Source organism: Mesorhizobium sp. WSM4836, from assembly GCF_055811815.1.
On the sequence record NZ_JBVVQF010000008.1, the window covers coordinates 56774 to 80366 of the forward strand.

A 23593-nucleotide genomic window follows, 5' to 3' on the forward strand; every position below is an offset into this window, starting at 1 on the left:
GTTACTGCATATGCGTTCATTCGGCGTCGGGCGGTCATTGTCCGCTTTTCCCGTAGCATACCTAGCAGCGGACGGCCGGCAGTCGGCCGCGAAACAGACCTTTGCCGAGCGGCGATCAGCTTGGCGCGATAACCTTACCCCTCTTTCGCTTTTCGGCGGCAGACGTCGGCCTTCGTGAGGTGGGCGTTCGCTTGGGGCGACTCCGGCGACGGCGCGTTTTGTTCCGTTCCGCCAAAGGGGTTTGCTGGTGTGGATGTTGTTTTCCGGGTATTCTCTTCGTTGAAGGATAGGCCCAGTCGACTTCCATTGCGGTTGCTTAAGCTTGGCCGCTCCGCTCGGGAGGAGCCCTCTGATTGCGATGGCGCGCTTTGCCCACCTTGCCCTTCTCGCCTTCGGATTGTTGCCTGGAAATTGCGATGGCTGGGGAGCCTTTCGTCCCGAGCTGGATCAAAAACGATCCGACAGCCAAGACGGTGGCTATAGAGATTGTCGCCGATTGGAACCAAGTCGAGCGGTACCGCAGGGACAACATTCGGACCGGCATTATCGACTTCAACGGCTACTGGGGCGGCAATCTCACGATCATGGTGCCAGAAGAATGGTCGTCCAGATCGAGTTCATCAATGGCTCCTCGAATTTCAGGCACGGTCTGATGGTGACCAGGGTTTATGCTCGGTCAGAGATGCCAGTGAAGTTGGACGCTGAGGATGCGATTTGGGGGGCATACACCGCTCCGCTAGAGGGGATTAAAATTAATGAGAGGAGACAACTCAACTTTGTTGCCCAGCAGGCGGGGAACTACTTCCTCGCCTGTCCGAGACAAACGCACCTGATGGACGGACATTGGATCGGTTTCGAGGTGAGAGGTAATCTTGAGCGGGCCGTGGCAATCGTCCATGAAGACAAGTTTCCGCAGGAGCAGCCACCAGGACACCCATAGCGTTGCGCGAGCAACCAGCGTTATGGCTTCCTCGCGGAGATCATTGCAAATCCATGGCGGCTTAGATCGGTAAGGATCGGGCTGTGTCAGAGCAAACTGGTTTGAAAGCGGGGCAGCGGCCTACAGTTGGCTGCCGACGTCCGCTTCATGAGTGGTATCGCACCGAACTCAGACGGGTCTGCTGTCGGCCAGAAACGGTCAATTTTCCATTTGCGAGAATCGGTCCGCGCCGTGCGGGGTTGGGCAAGAAGCATGGTTCAGTCGAAGAAGCCCGCATCCTCTTCACCGAGATACTTCCTGGCTGCTTCGGCGTCGATATCGAGGCCCAGCCCCGGCGCTTCCAGCAGGTCCACCATGCTGTCCTTCACGATCTGCGACGGCAGGCCGATTACGAGGTCCTCCCACCAGGGGTCGGAGGCGCTCGGGTATTCGAACGCGATGTAGTTGGCGGGGAGGGTGGCGCAGACATTGATCAGCGCGCCGAGGCCCAGAAGGCCGTTCGCAGTGCCGTGCGGTGCCATCAGAATCGAGTGCATATAGGCGTGCTCGGCGACCCATTTGAGCTCGGCAATGCCGCCGATATCGGCCGGATCGGGGCCGATGACGCGCACCGCCTGGGTTTCGATCAGCTCCTTGAAATTGTGCCGCAGGTAGATCTGCTCGCCGGTATGAATTGGCGTCGAGGTAGAGGTGGTCAGCTCCCGATAGGCCTGCGGATTGACCCACGGCACATAGTCGCCGGTCAGCATGTCCTCGAGCCACATCAAATTGTACTTCTCGACGGCGCGAGCGAACTTGATCGCGTCGGGCAGCATCCAGCCCGGGCCGCAGTCGAGCGCCAGGCTGACCCTGTCGCCCAGCACTTCCTTCATCGCGATCACGCAGTCGAGCATGTGGTTGAACCCGCGCTCGCTGATCACGCCCTGATCCATGGCGCCGTGATAGCCAGCCTTCTTCTGCGTCACGCCGTAATGGAAGCCCTCGATGGTGTCCTTCATGTTGGAGTGGAACGAGATCCCTTGCTTGATCATGAAGAAGTTCTGCGGCTGCTCCATCATCCATTTCAGGTCAGCGGCGTAATCCTCCGGCCGGTCCCCCGTTCGCTTCTGGCGGATCGAGCCGTTATAGACGCGTACCTTGTCGCGCACCTTGCCGCCGAGCAGTTTGTAGGCCGGCACGCCTGCGGCCTTGCCGGCAATGTCCCACAGCGCATGCTCGATAGCGCTTACAGCCGCGCCATAGGGCTTGAAAGAGCCGCGTTGGCGGATCTTCAGCATCACCCGCTCGACGTCGGTCGGGTCCTCGCCGATCAGCGCCTCGCGGAAATGCAGCACCCAAGGCTTGAGATAGGTCTTGGTGAACTCGACTTCGCCAAGGCCATAGAGGCCCTCGTCGGTAACGATGCGGACGATGGGATGTTTGCCGATGACGGCACAGCGGAGGTCGGTGATCTTCATCTTCGGTTCTTTTCGCCTCAGCTCCAGGTGCGGTCCCAGGAATACTCGTCGTCCCAGTGATCCGTGGGCTGCCAGATGCCGGTGACACCCGGCTGCAGATGCTCCGAGATCACCTCGTCGACGACATCGTCAATCCCCAGGCCAGGTTTGTCCGGAACATTGATAAAGCCGTCCTTCACGAGCGGCTTGGGAGCGCCGGTGACGATATCGTCCCACCAGTCGACATCGGCAGAGTGGTATTCGAGCGCCATGAAGTTTTCGGTCGCGGTCGCGACATGTGCCGCAGCCATTGCGGCGATTGGACTTTCGGCCATATGGATGGCCATGGCGACACCGTGGTCCTGCGCCATGTCGCCGATCTTCTTGGTCTCGAGGATGCCCCCGCTGGTGAGCAGGTCCGGGTGGATAATGGAGAGGCCGCCGCTCTTGAGCAGGGGCTCGAAGCTCTCCTTAAGGTAGATGTCCTCGCCGGTGCAGATCGGCACCGTGGTGGCGGCCTGCAGTTGTCGGTATTGCTCGGTGTACTGCCATGGGATCACATCCTCGAGCCACGCCGGCACGTATTTTTCAATCCGCCTGGCGAGCCGAATACCGTTCTGCAGCGAGATGTGGCCGACATGGTCGATGGCCAGCGGAATATCCATGCCGATAACATCGCGAACCTCGGCAATGTATTGTTCAAGCAGGTCGAGGCCCTTGTCGGAAAAATGGAGGCCGGTAAACGGATGGGGGACGTTGTGCAAATCGTAGGCGGCATTGCGGGCGCGTCGCTCGTTGAGGGTTGTGACCGGGCCGCGGCTGGGGTGAACGCGGTATCCTTCAAGGGAGCCGGCAGGAGACACGACCGCACCGGGGACATCCGCGATCTGCATCAGCCCCAGATCCATCTTGAGGAAGGTGAAACCGAGCTCCATGCGCTGCTTGAGGCGCTTGCCAGTCTCCATGCCGCTCGGCACGGTCGCGTCGGTGTCGCAATAGACGCGCACCTTCTCCCGAAAACGGCCGGCGAGCATCTGGTAGATGGGGACGCCATAGGCCTTGCCGGCGAGATCCCACAACGCGATTTCGACCGCCGAGACGCCGCCGCCTTGCCGGCCGTGCCCACCGAACTGCTTGATCCGGCGAAACAGGCGGTCGATTTCGCAAGGGTTCTCGCCAAGCAGCCGGCTCTTCAGCATCAGCGCGTAGGTGGCGCTGGCGCCGTCGCGCACCTCGCCAAGCCCGACGATGCCCTGGTTGGTGTAAATCTTGAGCAGCGCTGAGGTGAACGGCGCGCCGACGATTTCGGCTACCCGCATGTCGGTGATGCGAAGCTGGGATGGCTTGGAGTTCGCGTTCACCCGATCGAGCGCTTCGTCGGCGCCACCTGTTTTTGCCATGACTCATCCTCGTTTTCGGCTTGTCGCCCCGCACCCTGGGCCGGCATTTAAGCGTCGCTAGCCCAGCTCGATCTCGTGCGCCTGCAGGTAGTCGCGGTCCATCTCAATGCCGAGACCAGGCTTCGACGTCAGCTTGAGGCTGCCGTTCGAAACGTCGAGTGGTCTGTCGATCAGGTGATCGTATTTGCCCAGGTTCCATTCCGACGTTTCGAGTTTGTAGAAGTTGGGAACGGTCATCATCACCTGCGCTCCCGCAACCACGTTGATCGGTCCCGCGGCGTCATGTGGCGAGACCGGTACGTAATAGGCTTCGCACAGCGCAGAAATCTTCTTGAGTTCGGTAATGCCGCCGGTCCAGGTGACGTCGGGCATGATGTAGTCGGCGAGCCTGTTCTCAAGTACCGGCACGAAATCCCATTTCGTGTGGCCGCGCTCGCCCCATGAGATAGCGGTATTGACCTTCTCACGCACCTGCTTGAGCGCGTCAAGGCTCTCGGGCGGGCAGGGCTCCTCAAACCAATCGATCCGGCCGGCCTCCTCGAGGCTCCGACAGAGGCGAATGGCGGTGGGGACGTCGAAGCGGCCATGCGCATCGATGAGAATGTCGACGTCGGGCCCCGCCGTTTCGCGGATCAGCGCCGTGAGTTCGGCGGCTTCGCGCTCGTCCTTGCGGGTCATGCTGCCATCGAGGTAGCCGTCCCGCTGTTCGCGGGGCAGGCCATCGGCGCTGCGGCCCTGGTGGGGGTAAGGATCGAACTTGAGCGCAGTGTGTCCCGACTCGACGATGTCCAAGATTTCGCGGACCACAGCCTCCTTGCTGGTGAATTTGGCCTGGTTGGGATGGGTATAGAGCGCGATTTCATCGCGTACCGGTCCGCCCAGCAGCTCGTAAATCGGCTTGCCGAGGACTTTGCCCCGGATGTCCCAGAGGGCGATATCAATGGCGCTCACGCATTCGACGGCGGCGCCGCGGCTGCCCATGTAGGTGAAGCTGCGGAAGATCTTGTGCCAGAGATGCTCGATGCGCGCCGGATCCTCGCCTGTCACGGCCACGCCGATCTGCCGCAGGATCGCGCAGAGAGCGCGGTTGGCGAGCATTGTCGTGGTGGTGATCTCTCCCCAGCCACTCACTCCCTCGTCGGTCGTCACTTCGACGAACAGGAACTCTCCCCAGTAAGAAGCATCGGACTTGATCAGCCACGGCCGAATGCTCGTGATTTTCATCTCAACTACCTTTGCCTGAAAATGGTCAGCTAACGATGTTCTGGACAGGACATTCTATCCGGCCCGAGCGGCGTTGCGCGCACGCATCTGTTCCAGAATATGCCGGCCCGAACCCTCGACATGGCGGGAAACCAGTTCAGCCGCCTTGTCGGCCTCTCCCGCCTTCACAAGCGCGATAAGTTCGCGGTGCTCGCGCATGATCGCGGCACGTCGCGCCAGCGTGAAATTGAAACGCCGGCTCACGGCTCGCAGCACTTCGCGATGCTTCCACCAAAGCTCGGCGGCGTGGCGGTTGTAGTGCCGCTGGTACATCACTGTGTGGAAAGCGGTATCCAGCTCACTGTGCCTGAATGTGTCGGCGAAGTTGTTCTCTTCGATCAGGCCCTGGAGACGTTCGAGTTCGGCGATGTCCTCGCCGGTCGCCATATTCACAAACCATCGCGTCAGGGCTGGCTCGATCAGAACACCGATCTCGTAGATATCCCGGACAAAATCCTGATCAATGGGTCGTACGCGCGCCCCGCGATTGGCGACAAAGGTGACAAAGCCTTCGCCGCGCAACAGCTGCAAGGCCTCGCGTACAGGATTGGTCGAAGTGCCGTGACGCCGGGCCAGATCTGTGACCACAAGCCGTTCGTTGGCGGCGAGCCGTCCCTCGATGATGTCTTCCCGGATCAATTCATAGAGCGAGGCACCCTCGCTGGAGGCCCCGATGGGATCGGTTCCAACCGGTGGCATCGCCTTGAAAGCGCTTGTTTCGGCCAACGCCGGCTCCCCAGTTTAATACATACCTTGCCCGATATCACACACGGCTTTCGTAAACAATGTACGATTCTGCGCGTTGACAGGCAATCCACGATCTGAAAACGTACTAAGCGATCGAGAGGATACACTGAGCTGAAACAAGCGTCCTAGCGATCGAAACGAGCAAGGACCGCTTTCGGGCGGCATGGGAGAACCAGGGAGGATACCTATGACGAGAATTGCGCTCGGCAGTGCCGTCCTGCGCGGCACTGTCGCCACTGCTTTGATGGCATCCCTGACGTCCACATCGGCGCTGGGTGCACCGCCGGTTGACCTGAGCAAGTGGTCGCCGGAATATGTGCGCTCGATTGCGGGCACACAGGATTTTGACACGGCGGCCGATTGCGCCAAGGTCACCCCACTCGATTATAAGGGGCGACTGACTTTCTGGTATCAGGGCGTGTTCGAGGGCGACCCCGACCTCCTGCGCCAGTACTACAAGGATTTCTTCGAGACCTTCCGCAAGACATATCCAAACATCCAGCTTGAGGAACAAGCCCTCACTTATAACGACCTTCTCGACAAGTTCCGCACCGCGCTCCTGGGCAATGCCGCGCCTATGGCGGTCCGCCTGCAAATCCTGGGTGGTACCGAGTTCGCCTCAAAGGGCTATCTGCAGCCGCTCAAGCCAGAGGATGTCGGGTATTCGACGGAGGATTTCTGGCCCGGCGCCATGAAGGCCGTGACCTGGGAGGGCGTGACCTACGGCATTCCGACCAACAACGAGACGATGGCGTTCATCTGGAACGCCGACATCTTCAAGCGTGCGGGCCTGGATCCGGACAAGCCTCCGGCAACCTGGGCCGACGTCGTCAAATATTCCAAGCAGATCCACGACAAGCTCGGCATTGCCGGCTACGGCCTCGTGGCTCGCAAGAATGCCGGCAATACGCCGTACCGCTTCATGCCACAGCTATGGGCCTATGGCGGCGGCGTCTTCGACGAAGCGACAGCAAACCCGACGTATGAGCAGGTCCAGCTCGATAGTCCGCAGAGCAAGGCAGCGCTGCAAGCCTCGTACGACATGTATGTTCGCGACAAGTCGGTTCCGGTTTCGGCACTCACCAACCAGCAGGCCGACAACCAGCCCCTGTTCGTCGCCGGTCAGCTCGGCATGATGATCTCGCACCCGTCCGATTACAATGTGATGCTCGACCTCCAGAAAAAGGCGACGGGCACCGACAAGGACAAGGCGCAGACGGTCATCGACAACATGCGCTACGGCCTGATCCCGACTGGTCCCGACGGCAAGCGCGCCGTCGTGTTCGGCGGCTCGAACATTCACATCCTGAAGCCCGAATATGTCGAGGGCGGCAAGGTAGACGAGCCGGCTGCGAAAGCTATCATCTGCATGTGGACAAGCCCTGAATGGTCGCTGAAGATGGCCTACGCCGGATCAAACCCGGGCAACCTCAACGGCTTCAAGACCAAGTGGATGAAAGAACGTCTGGACAACATCAAGTTCCTCGATGTCACCACCTCGATGCTGCCATACGGCATCCCGTTCCCAGCCCTGCCGCAGGCCCCCGAGATCATGAACATCATCATCCCGGACATGCTGCAGAATGCCCTGACCGGAGCGATGACCGTCGACGAGGCAGCGGAAGACGCGGCTAAGAAGGTGAAAGACCTGATGGGCGGACTCTAGTCCAGGCCTGACCTACGACCTGACCGGCTGCGCCGCCGGCGCAGCCGCCTCGTTTCGAAGAATAAGGGCACGCCACAAGTGACGATCGTGACCGGCAAGGCCGAGGCTCGCCGAAGATTGCAACCCGGTACATCCGGCACGCTGCGGAAGAGCTGGGAGCATCGCGCGGACTACGCGTACGTGCTGCCGGCGATTGCTGTCATGCTCATCGTCATCGCCTATCCGATCTACTACACGATCGAGCTGTCATTCTTTAAGACGCCGCCTGGTCTGCAGCTCCGCGACAAGAGCTTCGTCGGCTTCGACAACTACACGACCATCCTCACGAGTCAGGTGTTCTGGAAAGTCACCTGGAACACAATGATCTGGACACTGGGATCAACTTTCATCTCCTTTGTCCTGGGGTTTGCCACAGCGTTGGCACTCCACCGCGACTTCATCGGCCGTGGTGTCTTGCGCGCTATCCTGATTATCCCTTGGGTCATCAGCGCAGTCGCCGCCTCCTATACCTGGAAGTGGATCTACCATTCGGACTTCGGGATCATCGGCGCGGTGCTGGTCGGCCTCGGATTGGCCGACCAGCCGCCGAATTTCATCGACAATGTCAGCACGGTGCTGCCCTCCCTGATCGTCGTCAATATCTGGCGCGAGTTTCCGTTTGCCATGATCATGATGATGGCGGGTCTGCAGACGGTTCCCGACCAGTTGCTGCGCGCCGCAAAAGTCGACGGTGCCAATGCATGGCAGCGCTTTTGGCACGTTACCTTCCCGCACTTGCGCAACGTGTCGGTCGTGACGATGCTGCTGCTCGCGGTGGCCAACTTCAATTCCTTCATCATTCCCTGGATCATGACCGGCGGCGGGCCGTCGAACGCATCGCATATCTGGATAACCCACATATATGAGCTCGCCTTCGGACGGCAGCGCTGGGGCGTGGCATCCGCCTATTCGGTGCTTCTGTTCCTCATACTGATGACGCTGGGCTACTTCTACGTCCGTGCGCTAAGCGGCAACGAGCGGAAAGAGGGGAGCGCATGAGCACGATTGCCGAGACAGCCCCTCGAGCCCAGACCCGTCGCCGCATGCGCATCGACGGATGGCGGTGGGCCGGGCGCATATTCCTCCTGTTCATGCTGCTTTATACCGCGTTGCCGATGATCTGGATGCTGATCACCTCGATCAAATCCGGATTCGCGGCGACGCAATTCCCGCCGCAATGGTGGCCGGACGAACCTACCCTCGCCAGCTACCAGAAACTGCTCGATCCGCAGAACAGCGTCGGCCAGGACTTCCTCCGCTTCTTCTGGAACAGCCTTTTTGTGTCGACCGTCACGACAATCCTTTCAGTGATCGTGGCTGTCCCTGCGGCCTACGCGTTTTCGCGCTTCCGTTTCCCCGGCCGGAATTTCCTGTTCTTTGCCGTGCTGCTGCGCAACATGTTCCCGGCGGTGATCTTTCTCGTGCCACTCTTCATCCTGATGCGCGCGATTGGTCTGATAAACACGCATGGCTCGCTGATCCTCACCTATCTCACCTTCGGCCTGCCGCTGGCGATCTGGCTGCTCAAGGGCTTTTACGACAACATCCCTGTGCAGCTCGAGCAGGCGGCGCGCATCGATGGCGCAACACGGTTCCAGGCCTTCATCATGATCGTGATGCCGCTCTCGACGCCGGGGATCATCGCCACCGCAATCTATTCCTTCATTGGCGCGTGGAACGAGTACATCTACGCCTACACCTTTCTCTCCAAGAACGAGCAGTTGACGCTGCCGGTCGGCATCCAGCGCTTCTTCTCGGAAAATACGACGGACTTTCCGGGCCTGATGGCGGCCAGCTTCATGATGAGCGTGCCCGTCGTGGTGCTGTTTCTGGTCCTTCAACGATACTTCGTACGCGCCCTTACAGAAGGCGCGGTCAAGCACTAGAGCCGGATGATTTCAGGTCGAATCGATCTGAAATCTGAATCCGGCTCTAAATCAGAGAGGTAGAGCATGATGTCGTCCGAAAACCGCTTCACACTTTTCGGCATCATGCTCTAGGGAGTTGCCGATGGCCCACGTGGTCCTGCAAGATCTCGTCAAGAGCTATGGCGGCTTCAAAGCTGTCAACCACGTCTCGCTGACGGTCAATGACGGCGAGTTCGTTGCGCTCGTCGGCCCTTCGGGCTGTGGCAAGACAACCACGCTCAATCTCGTCGCCGGGCTGACCCCGATCACATCGGGCGACATCATCATCGGCGAGCGAGTGGTCAACGACCTCGACCCCAAGGACCGGGACATCGCGATGGTGTTCCAGAACTACGCGCTCTACCCGCAGAAATCGGTCTACAAGAACCTGGCGTTCCCGCTTCAAATGCGCAAACTCCCCAGGGACGAGATCGACAAGAAGGTCAAGGAAGCGGCGCGAGTGCTCGATATGACGCATCTGCTCGAGCGCAAGCCGCGCGAACTTTCGGGCGGGCAGCAGCAGCGTGTGGCCCTCGGGCGTGCCCTCGTTCGCGACCCCGCCGTGTTCCTCATGGACGAGCCACTGTCTAACCTCGATGCGAAGCTGCGCGTGCAGATGCGGTCGGAGATCAAGCGTTTCCACCAGGACCTCAAGGCGACGATCATCTATGTGACGCACGACCAGCTCGAAGCCGTGACCATGGCTGACAAGATGGCGGTGATGAATGGCGGCTACCTGCAGCAATACGATTCACCGGCGCAGGTCTTTGCCCATCCGGTGAACATGTTCGTGGCCAGCTTCATCGGCAGCCCGGCGATGAGCCTTATTCCGCTGGAGGCCTCGACGGCAAACGGCAACACGGTGTTGACCGGCGCCGAGGGCTGGCGCCTTGAGCTCTCGCCGCTTAATGCCCACAAGGTCGCGAAAGCGACGGCCAGGAAAGTCGTGCTCGGCGCTCGTCACTCGACGATCAAGCTCCACAAGAGTGCGGTGCCAGGCAGCGTCCCGGCCAAGGCCTATACGGTGGAGCCGACCGGAGACGTCACCTTCGTGCAGGCGTTCCTGTCCGGCGCCATCGTCAACGTCAGCGTGGCGCCGAACATTGCCGTCGCACCCGACGAGCAGATCTGGCTCGAGTTCGACCAGGAGCGGATGCATCTGTTCGACGGCGAAACTGAAATGGCCCTCAAGGCCAACTGAGATTGGGCGAATGGGCGTGGATGACTGAGAAACTTAAGATCACCGCGATCAAGCCCTATCCGGTGTGGGTAGGAACGCGCAACCAGATGCTCGTCAAGGTCGAGACCGACCAGGGCATCTTCGGCTGGGGCGAGAGCGGCTTGAGCGGTCGCGAGAGAGCGGTGGCCGGCGCGGTCGAGCACTATCGCGAGTTCCTCATCGGTCGCGACCCCATGCAGATCGGGCGGATCTGGCAGGAGGTTTATCGCAGCCAGTACTTCGAAGGCGGGCGAGTTCTGCAAGCGGCGATTTCCGCCATCGACATCGCGCTTCACGACATCAAGGGCAAGGCGCTGGGCGTGCCGGTCTACGAGCTGCTGGGCGGCAAGCAGCGCGACCGCATCTCCACCTTCGCCTCGACCGGCGACGAGGCCGAGGGCGATGTCGCCATCGAACGAGCCCGCGAACTTCGCGCACAGGGGTGGCAGGCGATCCGCTTCTTCCCCTTTGGGCAAAACAGCAAGGACATTTTCGAGCCGCGCGAGTCAATCGGCGCTACCGCGAGTATGCTGAACAAGGCGCGCGAGGCGCTGGGCGACGACGCCGTTCTCGGCATCGACTACCATCATCGGCTGTCGGTGGCCGAGGCGGCGAGCTTCTGTAACAAGCTCGGCCGCGGCGTGCTTGACTTCCTCGAGGAGCCGATACGGGACGAGACGCCGGAGGCCTATGAATCGCTGCGCACGATGACCGAAATCCCCTTTGCCATCGGCGAGGAATTTGCCAGCAAGTGGCAGTTCTTGCCCTACATCGAGCGCGGCATCCATCAGTTCAACCGGATCGATGTTTGCAATGTCGGCGGGCTCACCGAGGCGATGAAGGTCGCTGGCTGGAGCGAGGCGCACTATGTGGACCTGATGCCGCACAATCCCCTTGGCCCAGTGTGCACGGCCGCGACCGTGCATCTCGCCGCCGCGGTACCCAACTTCGCGTGGCTCGAGACCAGAGTGCCGGAAACAAAGCTGGGCTTCGACAATTCCGAGTTCTTTCCCGTGCAACCACGGCTCGACGGGACCGATTACCCGGTCGGCGATCTGCCGGGGCTCGGCGTCGAGGTCAACGAAGTGGCGGTCCAGGCGCAGAGCTTGCGTTTCTGGGAAGCGCCTCACCTTAGGCGCCGCGACGGTGCTGTTACGAACTGGTAGTTCCATTCATCCGGAGTCCAAAAATGACGCATACTTCCGACATCGCGCGGCCGCCTAAAGACCTGATCGACGCGCTGAGGGAGATCGGCGCCGCGACGGTAGCCGGCACGCTTGGCCACATGGGCTTTCGCAATCCGCACATGGTCGGTCCGGTAGCGCAAAACCATGGGAAGTCGATTGTCGGGCCGGCGTTGACGCTGCAGTTCCTGCCGCAGCGGCCGGACCTCTTCACAGAGGGGGAATATGCCGATCCGGAGACGCAGCTGCACCGGCACGTGCTCTACCACGCGCAGGAGGGCGATGTGGTCGTGGTCGACGCGCGCGCCGACATGAGCTCGGGCGTCTTCGGCGATATGATGTCGACGTATTTCAAGGGGCGGGGCGGGGCGGGTATCGTCATCGACGGGTGCATGCGCGACCGGCCCAACGTCGAAAAGCTCGACCTGCCTTTATGGCTGCGCGGCTGGACGCCAAACTATCATGTGCAGACCAGTATCTATCCCAATGCCGTCAACGTTCCGATTGCCTGCGGCGGTGTCACGGTGATCCCCGGCGACATCATCGTCGCCGACGACGACGGCGTGGTGGTGCTACCCGTCGTGATGGCCCCGAAGGTGATCGAAGAATCACAGAAGCATCATGATTGGGAGGAATTCTCGCGGGTGAAGCTCATGGAGGGCGGGCCGTTGCAACGCTATTATCCGCTGCATGACGATGCCCGCGGGGAATACGAGGAGTGGCGCAAAACAAACCGCCTGGAAAACCCGAGTTAGTGCATGGATTCCCTCGTGGCGGGCGGGGAGTTTCTGGCGGCATCGCCTCGGTGGCTCGGTCATTCACTCACTTGCCAGGGAGGCGTGCATTTTCGGGCGCGGCACCCAGTTCCGACCGTACTAGGCGCCTTGGTCTCACCCATTCGCCGCGCGCTTTTTCGGACAGTACCAATCCATGGCCACGTCGATCGGGTGCATAGGCGTAGCCGTCCCGGATTTCGATGGGCTGTTCCACCAGATGATCGAAGTTCTGAAACGAATATTCCAGCCATTCGACTTCCGGAAGCGCGACCGCCATGTGCACGCCGATCTCCAGAAAGGTGTTGCCGATGCTGACCGGGATGCCGAGCTCGGCGGCCAGCCAGCCGATGCGCATAACATCGGTGACTTGACCGTGAACATTCAGGATGTCGGTTGCGTGAGCTTCCAGAAGAAGCCGTTTGCATTGAAGATCCAGATACTCGCCGGTGTTGATCTGAGTCCATGTCGTTGCCTGTCTGAGCATTCTCAATCCTTCGTGGTCGTGACGCAGGATTGGATCCTCGACCCAGAGAAGATCATGACCGGCATCGCGGATCGCCACCAATTTCATTAGCGCTTCCTTCGAGGACCACGCCTCGTTAGGGTCGATCATGATTTTCGAGCCTGCCGGCACACAGGATTTCAACAGCTCCAGCCGTCGCAGATCGCGATCGAAATCCGGGTGGCCGACCTTGATCTTGAAAGCGGAATAGCCAAGCGACGCCGCGTGGGAAAACAAGGAAACGAAAGCATCGTCGTCGAGGTGAAAATCGAGGCCACTGGCGTAGGCTTTCACACGGTTGCGACGACTGCCCAGCAACACGTGAAGGGGTAGACCAGCTTGCTTTGCCGCAAGGTCCCAAAGCGCCACCTGGACCGCTTCATGAAAAGGAAGGGAGTACGCCCGCTGATTGCCGCCGCGCGGGCGGTTCACACGATGAACCAGCGCGATCGCCTTGTGTCCTTTCAGGGCCGGCCAAACCTCGCTTTCGAAAACGGTCTCAATCTCGGTCTGGTCGGGCAGGGGATTGAAGAGCGTCTGGACGAAGCCCAGTCCGACCTCCCCACTTGTCGAAACGAGTTCCAGCGCGGCGACGTTGACATCGTCGGCTCGAACCTGACTGTCCCCGATTACCCGGTCGCGGGCGAACTGAAATCGGGTTATACGAAAATGCGAAAGGCTCATCACATGGGCTTTCTGATCGTCCGGTGCAGGTCGGCGAGCACGCGATGATCGCGCGCCTGCCTCCGAGGTTTGCCGGCCGGCGCAAAGAGGCCAATATGTCTTGCCGTGAATCCAGCGAGCGTCAACCTGTTCAATCCGGATAGCGGGCAGCGCATCGACATTAGGACGTGGATATCACGCGGCTGAACGCAGCGGCGCAACGTTCCGCGATGTTGCCTCGAACCCATCCGGAGCGAATGCGCACCGCTGGCGGTCAACCTGCAATGAGTGATCGGCATCTCGGCAGGTTAGCTAGTCTAGCTATAGGCGTTTTTCTGGTCCTCGACCCGTTGCGTATTGTCGGCGAGCAAGCGGCCCTCGTGCACCACAAGCTCGAGTGGATACTCGTGCATGAAAATCATGAAGTCAGGTAGCTTGTAGGCATCCGCGACGGCGGCATTGATCCTCTTCAGCATCCGGCGCTTGGCATCGCCGGCCGCACCCTGCGGACCATGGATGACGAACACGGGCCTGAACGGTTCGGCGGGCACGATGCCATTCTGGCTGACCATATCCGGTGACCACTCTCGTAGGAAAACCCGATGATCGTCAGGGAAAGGATAGGCCTCGTTCAGGGCTTCATAGAGCCCCTTCATCAGATGCCGCTTCCGGTCGGGGTCGATTCCGGCGGGGACGTCGAGATAGGCGATAGGCATAACTTCCTCCTAAGCTGACTTTAAAATCATATAGCACATAGACAGGATGGGCAAGGGTGCGCTAGAACTTTTTCATGGCAAAGCGAAGCTACAATCAGTACTGCGCAATTGCGCGGGCGCTCGACGTGATCGGCGAACGCTGGACGCTGCTGCTGGTGCGAGAACTGCTGCTCGGACCGAAGCGCTATGGCGATCTGCTGGCAGCGAACCCCGGCATCGGCACCAATCTGCTGGCCGACCGCCTCAAGGAGATGGAGAGCCAATGCCTTATCGAACGGGTGACACTTCCTCCTCCGGCAGGCTCGACCGTGTACCGGCTGACCGGTTCCGGGACGGAGCTTGAACCGATCGTGCGCGCCCTCGGCCGCTGGGGTGGGCGATTGATGGATAAGCGGGGACCGGGGCAGCAGCTCTCGCTGGGTGCTTATTTCGTGGCCATCCGGGAGTGGTTTCGGCCGGAGCGGGCAACGGGATTGCGCGAGGCCTACGAATTCCGCGTGGATGGACGGGTGTTCGAAGTCCGGGTGGACGAGGGAAGCTGCGCGACTAGCGAGGGCAGCGCGAGCGGTGCGGTTGCTGTGTTTGGGATGAGCCTGGAGACGCTCGACCAGCTTTTCCGCGGCGAGCTTGGTGCCGACCGGGCCATCGCCGACGGGCGGGTAAAGGTCGATGGCGACCGGGAAGCGTTGGCCCGGTTCCAGGCGGTGTTCCAGTCGCCCGCCGCGTCAGCGGTATGAGCGCACTGAGTAGCTGCCAGCTGCCAACCGGAGTTGGTCCCTGAACCTTTCAGCAGGATCCCAAAAGGCTGCGGAGCCGGCTGGTGGCACCAGACTAGCGGGCCTTGGCGATCAGTTCTGCCAGGCAATCAGCAGCCTCCGTCCCCGGCAAGCCGAGATCTCTGACACCGTCCATGTGGTTGCGGTTCGGGAGCACATGCGACGTTACTAACGACCCATGCCGCAACAAGCTTGCTGTGAATCGATCAGCTTGCTGATGAAAGGGTGGCGTCTCATTGGCTCCGACCAGAACCGCCGCTTTGGTCTGAGGATCATGCCGATAGGCAAGAGGTGTGAACATGGCGACTTCCTCGTCGGTTATTGCAATCTCGTTGGCGAGAAAGGAATCCTGGAGCGGCTTCAAATCGTAGAGCCCGCTCAACAGAAAGGCTGCCCTCACATTCGAGGGGGTATGCTCGCCCTCGAACAGGAACGTTGCAAGATGTGCTCCCGCCGAATGACCACTGACAGTCAGGGCCGCCGGGTTTCCGCCATGATCGGCGATGTTGGCCACGACCCACTGCTTGGCGCGGCGCACCTGGTCAACGATCGTCGCCATTCTGACCTTGGGCATCAGAGCATAATCAACGATGACGGCTATGGCCCCGGCCTGGGTAATCGTCGTTGCGACGTATGAATAGTCGCGCTTGGAAAACATTCTCCAGTAGCCGCCGTGGACAAACATGTGCACCGGCAGCGCCGTTCTTTTGCCTGCGGGAAAAAACAGGTCCATCGTTTCGGTCGGATCCGGTCCGTAGGCCACGTCGGCGGCCATCGCAATGGCGGCGCGGGCGGCCTCGCTGCGATCAACGAATTCCTGCACGATTTGGTCAAAGTCAGCGACGTGGTCGCGGATGCGAAAGGGATCGCCTTGCATTCTTCTTCTGCTCACATGCTGATGGCGAGGTATTTAGCCTCCATGAACTCGGAAATGCCGTGATGCTGCCCTCCCTCGCGGCCAAGCCCACTCTGCTTGACGCCGCCAAAAGGGGCTGCCGGATCGGACATCAGCCCGCGGTTGAGAGCGATCATCCCGGCCTCGATCCGGGAGGCCACCCGCATGCCGCGCGCCAGATCGCGCGTGTATATGTAGGCAGCAAGCCCATATTCAGTGTTATTGGCGCGTGCGATGACCTCGGCCTCGGTTTCGAAGCTCGAGATTGGCGCCACCGGCCCGAATATCTCCTCATGCGCCATCTTTGCGTCGCCCGGCACGTCGCGAAGCACCGTCGGAGGGTAGAAGAAACCACGTCCGGACAGCACTGAGCCACCGCACAAGACCCGCGCGCCTCGTGCAACCGCGTCGATGACGAGTCGGTCTATCTTCTCGACCGCCTTCTTCGTGATCATAGGGCCGCATTCGGTATCCGGGTCGGTGCCGGCGCCGACCTTGAGCGACGACATCCGCTTCTCGATGCCGTCGGAGAAGGCTTCGTAGATGCCAGATTGCACATAGAGGCGGTTCGCGGCCGTGCAGGCCTCGCCGGCGTTTCGCATCTTGGCCACCATTGCGCCATCGAGCGCCGCTTCGAGGTCGGCATCGTCGAACACAATGAACGGCGCGTTGCCGCCGAGTTCCATCGAACACGAGACCACATGCCTGGCAGCCTCTGCCAGCAGAGCGCGACCCACACCGGTCGAACCGGTGAAGGAGAGTTTGCGCACCCGCGGATCGGCCAGCATGGCGGCTGTCAAAGGCCCAGGACTGGAGGTTGTCAGGACGTTGACCACCCCCGGTGGAACGCCAGCGTCCTGATAGAGCGCGGCCAGCGCGTAGGCGGTAAGCGGGGTCTCACTGGCCGGCTTCAGGATCACTGTACATCCAGCGGCAAGTGCCGGCGCAATCTTGCGCGTCGCCATCGCGGCAGGAAAATTCCAGGGCGTGATCAGGACGCAGATGCCGATCGGTTCGTAATCGACCACAATGCGGTTGGTGCCGGAAGGCGCAGTACCGAATTCACCGGTAATGCGAACGGCCTCCTCGGCATTCCATCGGAAAAATTCCGCGGCATAAGCGATCTCGCCGCAGGCATCCCGGAGTGCCTTGCCATTTTCCAATGCGATGAGAGTAGCCAGAGCTTCCGATCGTTCCGTCATCAGTTCGAAGCAGCGCCGGAGGATCTCGGAGCGCTTTCGCGGCGACGTTGTCCGCCAGCCATGGGCCGCCTTGGCAGCGGCGTCAACGGCGGCGGCCGCGTCCGCCAAGGTCGCATCGGGTACGGCAGCTATGGTGGCTTCCGTCGAAGGATCGATGACCGGAATTACCCTGCCATCCGCGGACTGCCGCCATTGGCCGCCAATATACAGGCCGTGCGAAATTGTGTGGAAGTCGCTGACGCCCTGATCGTCCGCCAGAACCTGTGAATACGTGTTCATCTCCATATTCCCGATCGTTTACATGGCGCCGCTGGCGAGGTCGCCATCAAAGGCGGCCTGGACCAGGCGTCGCATGGACCCCAAATCGAATGGCCGCGGATTGTTCTTGATGAGGCGCTCGATACCGATCGCTTGTTCCGCCGTCCAATCGAGCTTGTCGGCAGGCAGCCCTAGCTCGGCCAATGAGGGGGTGATCCCGATTGCCCCAAACAGCCGACTGACCTCGCCAATGGTCGCGTCGGCCAACTCTTCAGCCGTGCGGCCCTTTCCATCGAGGCAGAGGGCATTGGCGATCTCGGCCATCTCGGTGACTGCCGCTGTTCTGTTGTACCTCATGACGTATGGCAACATGGTGGCAACACCCAAGCCGTGAGGGGTGTGGGTTACCGCGCCAACCGGGTATTGCACGGCGTGCGCTGCCGCCGTGCCGGCCGTTCCGAACGCGCAGCCGGCTGCAAGTGCGCCCATCATGACATCGGCCCGGGCGTCCTCGTCGGAGGGCCGGCGGTATGCCGTTTCAAGGCTTCGGCCAAGCAGCTTGATCGCCAGCAGGGCGAAATGATCGGTCAAGGCGGTTTTGCCGATAAAGACATGTTGCTGCGGAAGACCGGGATCGGTCCCGCGCCTGGCGGCGGTGAAGGCCTCGATTGCATGCGTCAGCGCATCGGCGCCTGCGATCGCCGTCAATCCCGGCGGGCATGTCATTGTCAGCTCAGGGTCGCAGATGGCCGCGGCCGCGATCAGATACGGGCTGGAGATGCCGACCTTCAGCGTGCGGTCCGGATCCGAGATCACCGCGACCGGGGTCACTTCAGAGCCCGTGCCGGCGGTCGTCGGCACCGCGATCAACGGCAGCGTCGGGCCGGGCACCTTGAACTCGCCGTAGTAATCCTGGAGCTGACCGCCATGACTGATGAGCAACGCGGCGCATTTGGCCATGTCGAGACAACTGCCGCCGCCAATGCCGATCACCATGTCTGGCGCGAACTGCCGCGCTTCCTCGACGCAGACGGCAACAGTGTCCCGGGGGACGTCGGGTAGGACACGGTCATGCACCAGTACGTCTATCGAGGCGGCTCGCAGCGCCGCGATTATCTCTTCGAACGGGCCTGTTGCGGCGAAACGTTCATCGGTGCAGACGAGCACGCGACGCCCGAGCCTGGCCGCGACAACCGCGATGACGTGGCGTTGGCCCTTCCCGAAGAGAATTTCGCGCGGCAGCCTTATGGCAGCGAAAAGGCTCATGACCTGCAGCCTGTGATGATGTCTGGAAAGGCTGCGGGCGCGGCACGCTGCTCCAGCAGGGCTACCGTTTGCGCCATTGCGCTTTGGAACAGCCTCAAATTATAGTCTATAAAATCGTATATGATATAGGATTGCATTAATCGGAGCATCGTGTTAGCGACTCGACATGTCAAGAGGCAAAACGTGCAGGCCATGAACTTACCCGGTGTAGACGAAGCGAACCTCGCCGGCGGGCGTATCCAGCGCTCCAGCAGCTTGGTTGAGGACGTCTACGAAGCAATTTTTGCGCAACTCATGTCGCTGAAGGTTGCGCCGGGCTCGCGCATCACCGTCGACAGCCTGGTAAAGGAATTCAATGTCTCCCACACGCCGATCCGCGAGGCGCTCGGCCGGCTCGAAGGCGAAGGCCTGGTGCTGAAGACGCATCTGATCGGTTACCGCGCCGCGCCGCAGATAACGAAACGACGGTTTGACGAACTATACGAGCTTCGCCTGCTGCTCGAGCCTCATGCCGCGGCCAAGGCAGCAGTGCTCCTGGACGAGACGAAACTTGCCGTGCTTCAGGAGTCCGCAGGCGTCATGGCGCGCCGTGAGGGCAAGGACGAGCGCCTGCGGTATTCCAACTTCGCCCGCCAGGATGCCATTTTCCATGACAAGGTGATGGAATTCGCCAACAACGAACTCGTGCGCGAGACACTGGCGCACCAGCATACCCACTTCCACATTTTTCGCCTGATGTTCCATTCGCGCGTCACCGAAGAGGCGCTTGACGAGCATGAGGCCATCCTGGCCGCTTTTGCTGCGGCCGATCCTGCCGCTGCCGAGCAGGCGATGCGTCGCCATATCGAGCATTCCCGCGACCGTTTGTTGCTGGCGTTCGACTGAGACTGTCCCGATGTGCCCGTACCCGCCGTCGATGATCGTCACGCAGCCCAGTGCCAAGAAATACTGCTTCCCCGATTCACCCTTCTAGAAACTCAAGCCCACCGGGCGAGTACAGGTCTCGCCCGGCCATTGTCACAGGAAAGGAAGTACCATGCCAGGCAAAAAGATCCTGATGCTGACCGGTGAATTCACCGAGGAATACGAAATCTTCGTGTACCAGCAGGCGATGGAAGCGGTGGGCCATACCGTTCATGTTGTGTGCCCAGACAAAAGCGCCGGAGACCTGATCAAAACATCGCTGCACGATTTCGAGGGCGATCAGACCTACACCGAAAAGCTCGGCCACTATGCGCTGATCAACAAGACCTTTTCCGACGCTGAGAAGCAGTTGGAGCAATACCACGCTGTGTACTGCGCCGGCGGTCGTGGCCCCGAATACATCCGCACCGACAAGCGCGTGCAGGCGATGGTGCGCCACTTTCACGAAACCAGGAAGCCGATTTTCACGATCTGCCACGGCGTGCAGATCCTGATCGCGGTTGACGGCGTCGTGCGTGGCAAGAAGGTCGGCGCGCTGGCGGCGTGCGAGCCCGAAGTGACGCTTGCGGGCGGCACCTATATCGACCTGTCTCCAACGGAGGCTTATGTGGATGGGACGATGGTTTCGGCAAAAGGCTGGACGGCCCTTGCAGCGTTCATCCGCGAATGCCTGAAGGTGCTGGGGACGGAAATCCGCCACGCGTAGACCTTTCTTCCGACGCATCGCAAAGGGGTGCGTCGGTTCCCTTTCTGCGGAGGAAACTTGTCACCGCCAATTCGGCTTCGGACCATAAATCACCTGCATCACGCTGAGTTTGCGTCCCAGGATCAGAAGCATTTCGTCATGCATTGATGCTCGTTTCATCAATTCCTGTGAGCGAGCGCATCAGTGTTTCCCTTGCTGAAGCAAGATGCGCTCGGCAGGCCACCTCAATCCGAGTGGAGTTGCGGCTCTCAAGCGCATCGATATAGGCAATGTGTTCGTGGATCGCGGCAAGGTTGCGCTGCTTTTCGTCCTGCTTGTTCCACTGATAGTGGTAGTGAAAAATGAACGTGATGATGTCGTAGAAATCATCGATAAAGCGGTTCGGTGAGGCCTCGTTTATGAGCCGGTGAAACCGGTTGTCCAGGCCGGAGAAGTCGTGAAAGCGGCCTTCAATTCGCTCCAGCAGGTCGGCATGCGCCATCTTGAGCGCGGCGAGTTTCGACCATAGCGGAGAACTGTCCGGCTGCAGTGAAAACAATTGTGCCGAACGCAGTTCGAACATCACCCGGATCTCGAAGAGCTCAAGTGCAAAGTCTTCGGTGAAGCCCTTGAAAAGCCAGCCTGTATTCGGCCTTTTCTCGATCAGTCCAAACCGGCTGAAGCGGATCAGGAATTCGCGAATTCCATTGGTCGCAACGCCGAATTGGCGCGCAAGCTCGAGCTCATTGATGCTGGTGCCGGGCCTGGTGTCACCCCGCAGCATCCACTCCATGAACTGTTGTTCGACATGCTTGGCGCGTGGCGTGGTTTCGGCGTCCGGATAGTAGTCGTTGTCGCTGACCGGGCGGCCCGTCGACCTGAGGCCCTTACGCTCGGTGACAAGTTCGCGGTGAACCAGTTCCCGCAAAACCTTTCTGACGGTTGTGCGGCTGACGCACATTCGCCGTCTAAGCTCATTTTCGGAAGGAAGTTCACCGGCCAGTTGCCCGTCGCGCAGCATATTTGCAACTCGATTGAAGGCCTTCTTGTAGACGGTGTCGGTTCTCATCGGATTTTCCTTGGAACAATACCTTGTCCTTTTAGCATGAACTTTATCCATAAAAAACAACTTGACCCGACCCGACTGGTTGTTTTTTATCGATAAGAAGAGGACCTGAACACGAATTGAGTTTTTGACGACGCGGCTCACGCGAGCCGCGGCGGGGAGGGGAAATTTGCCTGAAACGGGAAACACCGGCACGACTGTCGGCGAAGCCGCTTTGCCAGCATCCAGGAAGCCAGAAGCCGTCCCCGGCCTTGCGCTTGGCCTGATGCTGCTGAGCGCTGGTCCGGTCGTTATCCTGGTGCTGCTGATTGCCGTTCTCAGCTTTCTGTCGCCCTATTTCCTGACGGGACGCAATCTCAGCAACATCCTCGCCCAGACGGCCGTCATCTCCGTTGTTGCGATGGGCCAGCATCTGGTCATCCTGACACGCGGCATCGATCTCTCCGTCGGCTCGAACCTTGCACTGGCTTCCGTTGTCGGCGCGCTGAGCTTTCATGCCGGCGCCTCCGCCATCGTCGTGATCGCCGTGATGGTCGGCTGCGGTGCCGCGGTCGGCGCCATCAACGGGCTCTTCTATGTCTTCGGCCGGCTGCCGCATCCTTTCATCATCACGCTGGCGACGTTGAGCATCGCCAAGGGGCTGGCGCTGCAACTGGCCGACGGACGCGCCATTCCTGGCATGCCGGATTCGATCGATGCGCTTGGCCGCGACGCGGTCTGGGGTCTGCCTGGATCGGTGTTCGTCGTTGCCGGCGTTGCCGCGGTTCTTTTCATCATGGCTAAAACCATGGTCTGGGGGCGCTGGATTTATGCCGTCGGCGGCCGGCCCGACGCTGCATTGCGCATGGGTATTCCCGTTTCCTGGGTCCTGGTTTCCGTCTATGTCATCTCAGGGCTGTGTGCCGGCATCGGTTCGGTCATCCTTGCCGGCCGCACCGACGCCGGTTCGCCGCTGTTCGGCAATCTGCTGGAACTGGATACGATCGCGGCGGTGATCATTGGCGGCGCCAGTTTTCTTGGCGGTCGCGGCCACCTCGGCCATGCCTTGATCGGCGCCATCATGATTGGCGTTATCCGCAACGCGCTCAACCTGCTCAACGTCAACGTCTTTTTCCAGCTCATCGTCATCGGCGTGGTTATCGTCATAGCGGTCGAGTCCGACGTGCTGCGCAATTACCTCGAAGGGCGTGTGCGTGTCCTGCAAGCCGGGAGGCAGTCATGAGCGCCGTTGCGGCCAAAGTCGATCACGCCGCCTCCGACCATCCCGTTCTGGCGGTACGCGGTGCTACCAAGCGTTTCGGTTCGGTTCTGGCCCTGGATGATGTCAGCATCGAGGTGCGGCGAGGCGAGATCGTCGGCCTGCTCGGCGACAATGGCGCGGGTAAATCGACGCTGACCAAATGCATCAGCGGGGTGCACCAACTCGATGCCGGCGCGATCCTTTTGGACGGTGCGCCAACGCAGATACGCTCCCCTGCGGATGCGCGCTTCGCCGGCATCGAGACCGTCTATCAGGATCTGGCGCTGTTCGACAATCTGACGCCGGGACAGAACTTCTTTGCCGGTCGCGAGCTGGCTAGGCCGCAATGGCTTCCGCGCGGCCTGCGATTTCTGCAGCAGCGCCGGATGGACGCCGAGACCCGCGCTCTGCTGGCAAAGCTGAAGGTTACGCTGCCGCGGCTGGATGCCGTCGTCGCCATGATGTCTGGCGGTCAAAGGCAAGCGATCGCCGTGGCCCGCTCGACCGTGTTCGCCCGCAAGCTTGTCATTCTGGATGAGCCGACCGCCGCACTCGGCCTGCGTGAATCACGCCAGGTGCTCAACCTGGTCGCTGCGCTCCGCGACCATGGCAATGCAGTCATCCTGATCACTCACAACATGGAACACGTCGTCGAGCTGGCCGATCGCGCGGTGGTGCTTCGCCAGGGCCGCAGGGTCGGCGAACTGGTGCCGACCAAGGGCAACAAACAGGAACTGGTTTCCATGATCGTTGGAGCCTGACCCGTTCGAAATTTGGGGACCTTTCCGGTCCGCAAATGTCTGAAGCGTCTCCCGCCGGGAGG

Annotated in this window: 22 protein-coding genes; 12 read left to right on the plus strand and 10 right to left on the minus strand. The window is 60.6% G+C overall.

Annotated elements, in window-relative coordinates; genetic code table 11:
- The first annotated feature begins 358 nt into the window (after positions 1–358).
- Entirely contained in the window at positions 359–940 is a 582-nt protein-coding gene (locus tag AC0L2P_RS12085) for a hypothetical protein (RefSeq protein WP_473501434.1), read from the plus strand.
- A gap of 257 nt (positions 941–1197) precedes the next feature.
- Here the strand turns inward: AC0L2P_RS12085 and AC0L2P_RS12090 are convergent, their stop codons facing one another.
- The 4 genes from AC0L2P_RS12090 to AC0L2P_RS12105 are packed head-to-tail and all read right to left on the minus strand — an operon-like array spanning position 1198 to position 5765.
- The gene (locus AC0L2P_RS12090; RefSeq protein ID WP_473501435.1) at positions 1198–2397 is read right to left on the minus strand and encodes a mandelate racemase/muconate lactonizing enzyme family protein; all 1200 of its coding nucleotides are present in this window, start codon (positions 2395–2397) and stop codon (positions 1198–1200) included.
- A 17-nt stretch (positions 2398–2414) separates the two neighbouring features.
- Positions 2415–3776, minus strand: a complete 1362-nt coding sequence (locus tag AC0L2P_RS12095; protein ID WP_473501436.1) for a mandelate racemase/muconate lactonizing enzyme family protein — start codon at positions 3774–3776, stop codon at positions 2415–2417.
- 57 nt (positions 3777–3833) lie between these two features.
- Entirely contained in the window at positions 3834–5000 is a 1167-nt protein-coding gene (locus tag AC0L2P_RS12100; protein WP_473501437.1) for a mandelate racemase/muconate lactonizing enzyme family protein, read from the minus strand.
- A gap of 54 nt (positions 5001–5054) precedes the next feature.
- Entirely contained in the window at positions 5055–5765 is a 711-nt protein-coding gene (locus tag AC0L2P_RS12105) for a GntR family transcriptional regulator (protein ID WP_473501438.1), read from the minus strand.
- Positions 5766–5973: 208 nt separating this feature from the next.
- Between AC0L2P_RS12105 and AC0L2P_RS12110 the strand changes: the two genes are divergently transcribed.
- The 6 genes from AC0L2P_RS12110 (at position 5974) to AC0L2P_RS12135 (ending at position 12556) form a co-directional block, all read left to right on the plus strand.
- Entirely contained in the window at positions 5974–7452 is a 1479-nt protein-coding gene (locus tag AC0L2P_RS12110) for an ABC transporter substrate-binding protein (protein WP_473501439.1), read from the plus strand.
- 78 nt (positions 7453–7530) lie between these two features.
- Positions 7531–8490 carry a carbohydrate ABC transporter permease gene (locus AC0L2P_RS12115; RefSeq protein ID WP_473501440.1) on the plus strand — a complete coding sequence of 320 codons (960 nt, stop codon included), beginning with the start codon at positions 7531–7533 and terminating at the stop codon, positions 8488–8490.
- Positions 8487–9377, plus strand: coding sequence for a carbohydrate ABC transporter permease (locus AC0L2P_RS12120; RefSeq protein WP_473501441.1), 891 nt, complete (start codon positions 8487–8489; stop codon positions 9375–9377). Before AC0L2P_RS12115 ends, AC0L2P_RS12120 begins: the two co-directional genes overlap by 4 nt.
- A 124-nt stretch (positions 9378–9501) precedes the next feature.
- Positions 9502–10599: an ABC transporter ATP-binding protein gene (locus AC0L2P_RS12125; RefSeq protein ID WP_473501442.1), complete on the plus strand. Its 1098-nt coding sequence runs from the start codon at positions 9502–9504 to the stop codon at positions 10597–10599.
- A gap of 20 nt (positions 10600–10619) precedes the next feature.
- Positions 10620–11783 carry a mandelate racemase/muconate lactonizing enzyme family protein gene (locus tag AC0L2P_RS12130; protein ID WP_473501443.1) on the plus strand — a complete coding sequence of 388 codons (1164 nt, stop codon included), beginning with the start codon at positions 10620–10622 and terminating at the stop codon, positions 11781–11783.
- 23 nt (positions 11784–11806) lie between these two features.
- A complete protein-coding gene (locus tag AC0L2P_RS12135; protein WP_473501444.1) occupies positions 11807–12556 on the plus strand; it encodes a ribonuclease activity regulator RraA in 750 nt (249 codons plus the stop codon).
- 67 nt (positions 12557–12623) lie between these two features.
- On the opposite strand, the gene AC0L2P_RS12140 is transcribed toward AC0L2P_RS12135, so the two are convergent.
- Positions 12624–13763, minus strand: coding sequence for a mandelate racemase/muconate lactonizing enzyme family protein (locus tag AC0L2P_RS12140; RefSeq protein WP_473501445.1), 1140 nt, complete (start codon positions 13761–13763; stop codon positions 12624–12626).
- Positions 13764–14059: 296 nt separating this feature from the next.
- Positions 14060–14458, minus strand: a complete 399-nt coding sequence (locus AC0L2P_RS12145) for a tautomerase family protein (protein ID WP_473501446.1) — start codon at positions 14456–14458, stop codon at positions 14060–14062.
- A gap of 74 nt (positions 14459–14532) precedes the next feature.
- Between AC0L2P_RS12145 and AC0L2P_RS12150 the strand changes: the two genes are divergently transcribed.
- Positions 14533–15195, plus strand: coding sequence for a winged helix-turn-helix transcriptional regulator (locus AC0L2P_RS12150; protein ID WP_473501447.1), 663 nt, complete (start codon positions 14533–14535; stop codon positions 15193–15195).
- A gap of 94 nt (positions 15196–15289) precedes the next feature.
- On the opposite strand, the gene AC0L2P_RS12155 is transcribed toward AC0L2P_RS12150, so the two are convergent.
- Genes AC0L2P_RS12155 through AC0L2P_RS12165 form a run of 3 tightly spaced genes read right to left on the minus strand, consistent with a single transcriptional unit; the run spans position 15290 to position 18855 of the window.
- Positions 15290–16111, minus strand: a complete 822-nt coding sequence (locus tag AC0L2P_RS12155; RefSeq protein ID WP_473501448.1) for an alpha/beta hydrolase — start codon at positions 16109–16111, stop codon at positions 15290–15292.
- Positions 16112–16122: 11 nt separating this feature from the next.
- Positions 16123–17616: an NAD-dependent succinate-semialdehyde dehydrogenase gene (locus AC0L2P_RS12160; RefSeq protein ID WP_473501449.1), complete on the minus strand. Its 1494-nt coding sequence runs from the start codon at positions 17614–17616 to the stop codon at positions 16123–16125.
- A 12-nt stretch (positions 17617–17628) separates the two neighbouring features.
- Positions 17629–18855 (minus strand): iron-containing alcohol dehydrogenase, encoded by a 1227-nt coding sequence (locus AC0L2P_RS12165; protein WP_473501450.1) that lies wholly within the window; start codon positions 18853–18855, stop codon positions 17629–17631.
- A gap of 192 nt (positions 18856–19047) precedes the next feature.
- On the opposite strand from AC0L2P_RS12165, the gene AC0L2P_RS12170 reads away from it, so the two are divergent.
- Together AC0L2P_RS12170 and AC0L2P_RS12175 are read left to right on the plus strand one after the other, a co-directional pair.
- Positions 19048–19740, plus strand: a complete 693-nt coding sequence (locus AC0L2P_RS12170; protein WP_473501451.1) for a GntR family transcriptional regulator — start codon at positions 19048–19050, stop codon at positions 19738–19740.
- A 151-nt stretch (positions 19741–19891) separates the two neighbouring features.
- Positions 19892–20485 carry a DJ-1/PfpI family protein gene (locus AC0L2P_RS12175; RefSeq protein WP_473501452.1) on the plus strand — a complete coding sequence of 198 codons (594 nt, stop codon included), beginning with the start codon at positions 19892–19894 and terminating at the stop codon, positions 20483–20485.
- Between the two features lie 136 nt (positions 20486–20621).
- Here AC0L2P_RS12175 and AC0L2P_RS12180 read toward each other — a convergent pair whose 3' ends face one another.
- On the minus strand, positions 20622–21533 hold the full coding sequence (locus AC0L2P_RS12180; RefSeq protein WP_473501453.1) for a GntR family transcriptional regulator: 912 nt from the start codon (positions 21531–21533) through the stop codon (positions 20622–20624).
- Between the two features lie 262 nt (positions 21534–21795).
- On the opposite strand from AC0L2P_RS12180, the gene AC0L2P_RS12185 reads away from it, so the two are divergent.
- Entirely contained in the window at positions 21796–22752 is a 957-nt protein-coding gene (locus AC0L2P_RS12185) for an ABC transporter permease (RefSeq protein WP_473501593.1), read from the plus strand.
- Entirely contained in the window at positions 22749–23531 is a 783-nt protein-coding gene (locus AC0L2P_RS12190; protein WP_473501454.1) for an ATP-binding cassette domain-containing protein, read from the plus strand. The genes AC0L2P_RS12185 and AC0L2P_RS12190 overlap by 4 nt, the downstream gene beginning before the upstream one ends.
- The last annotated feature ends 62 nt before the right edge of the window (positions 23532–23593 follow it).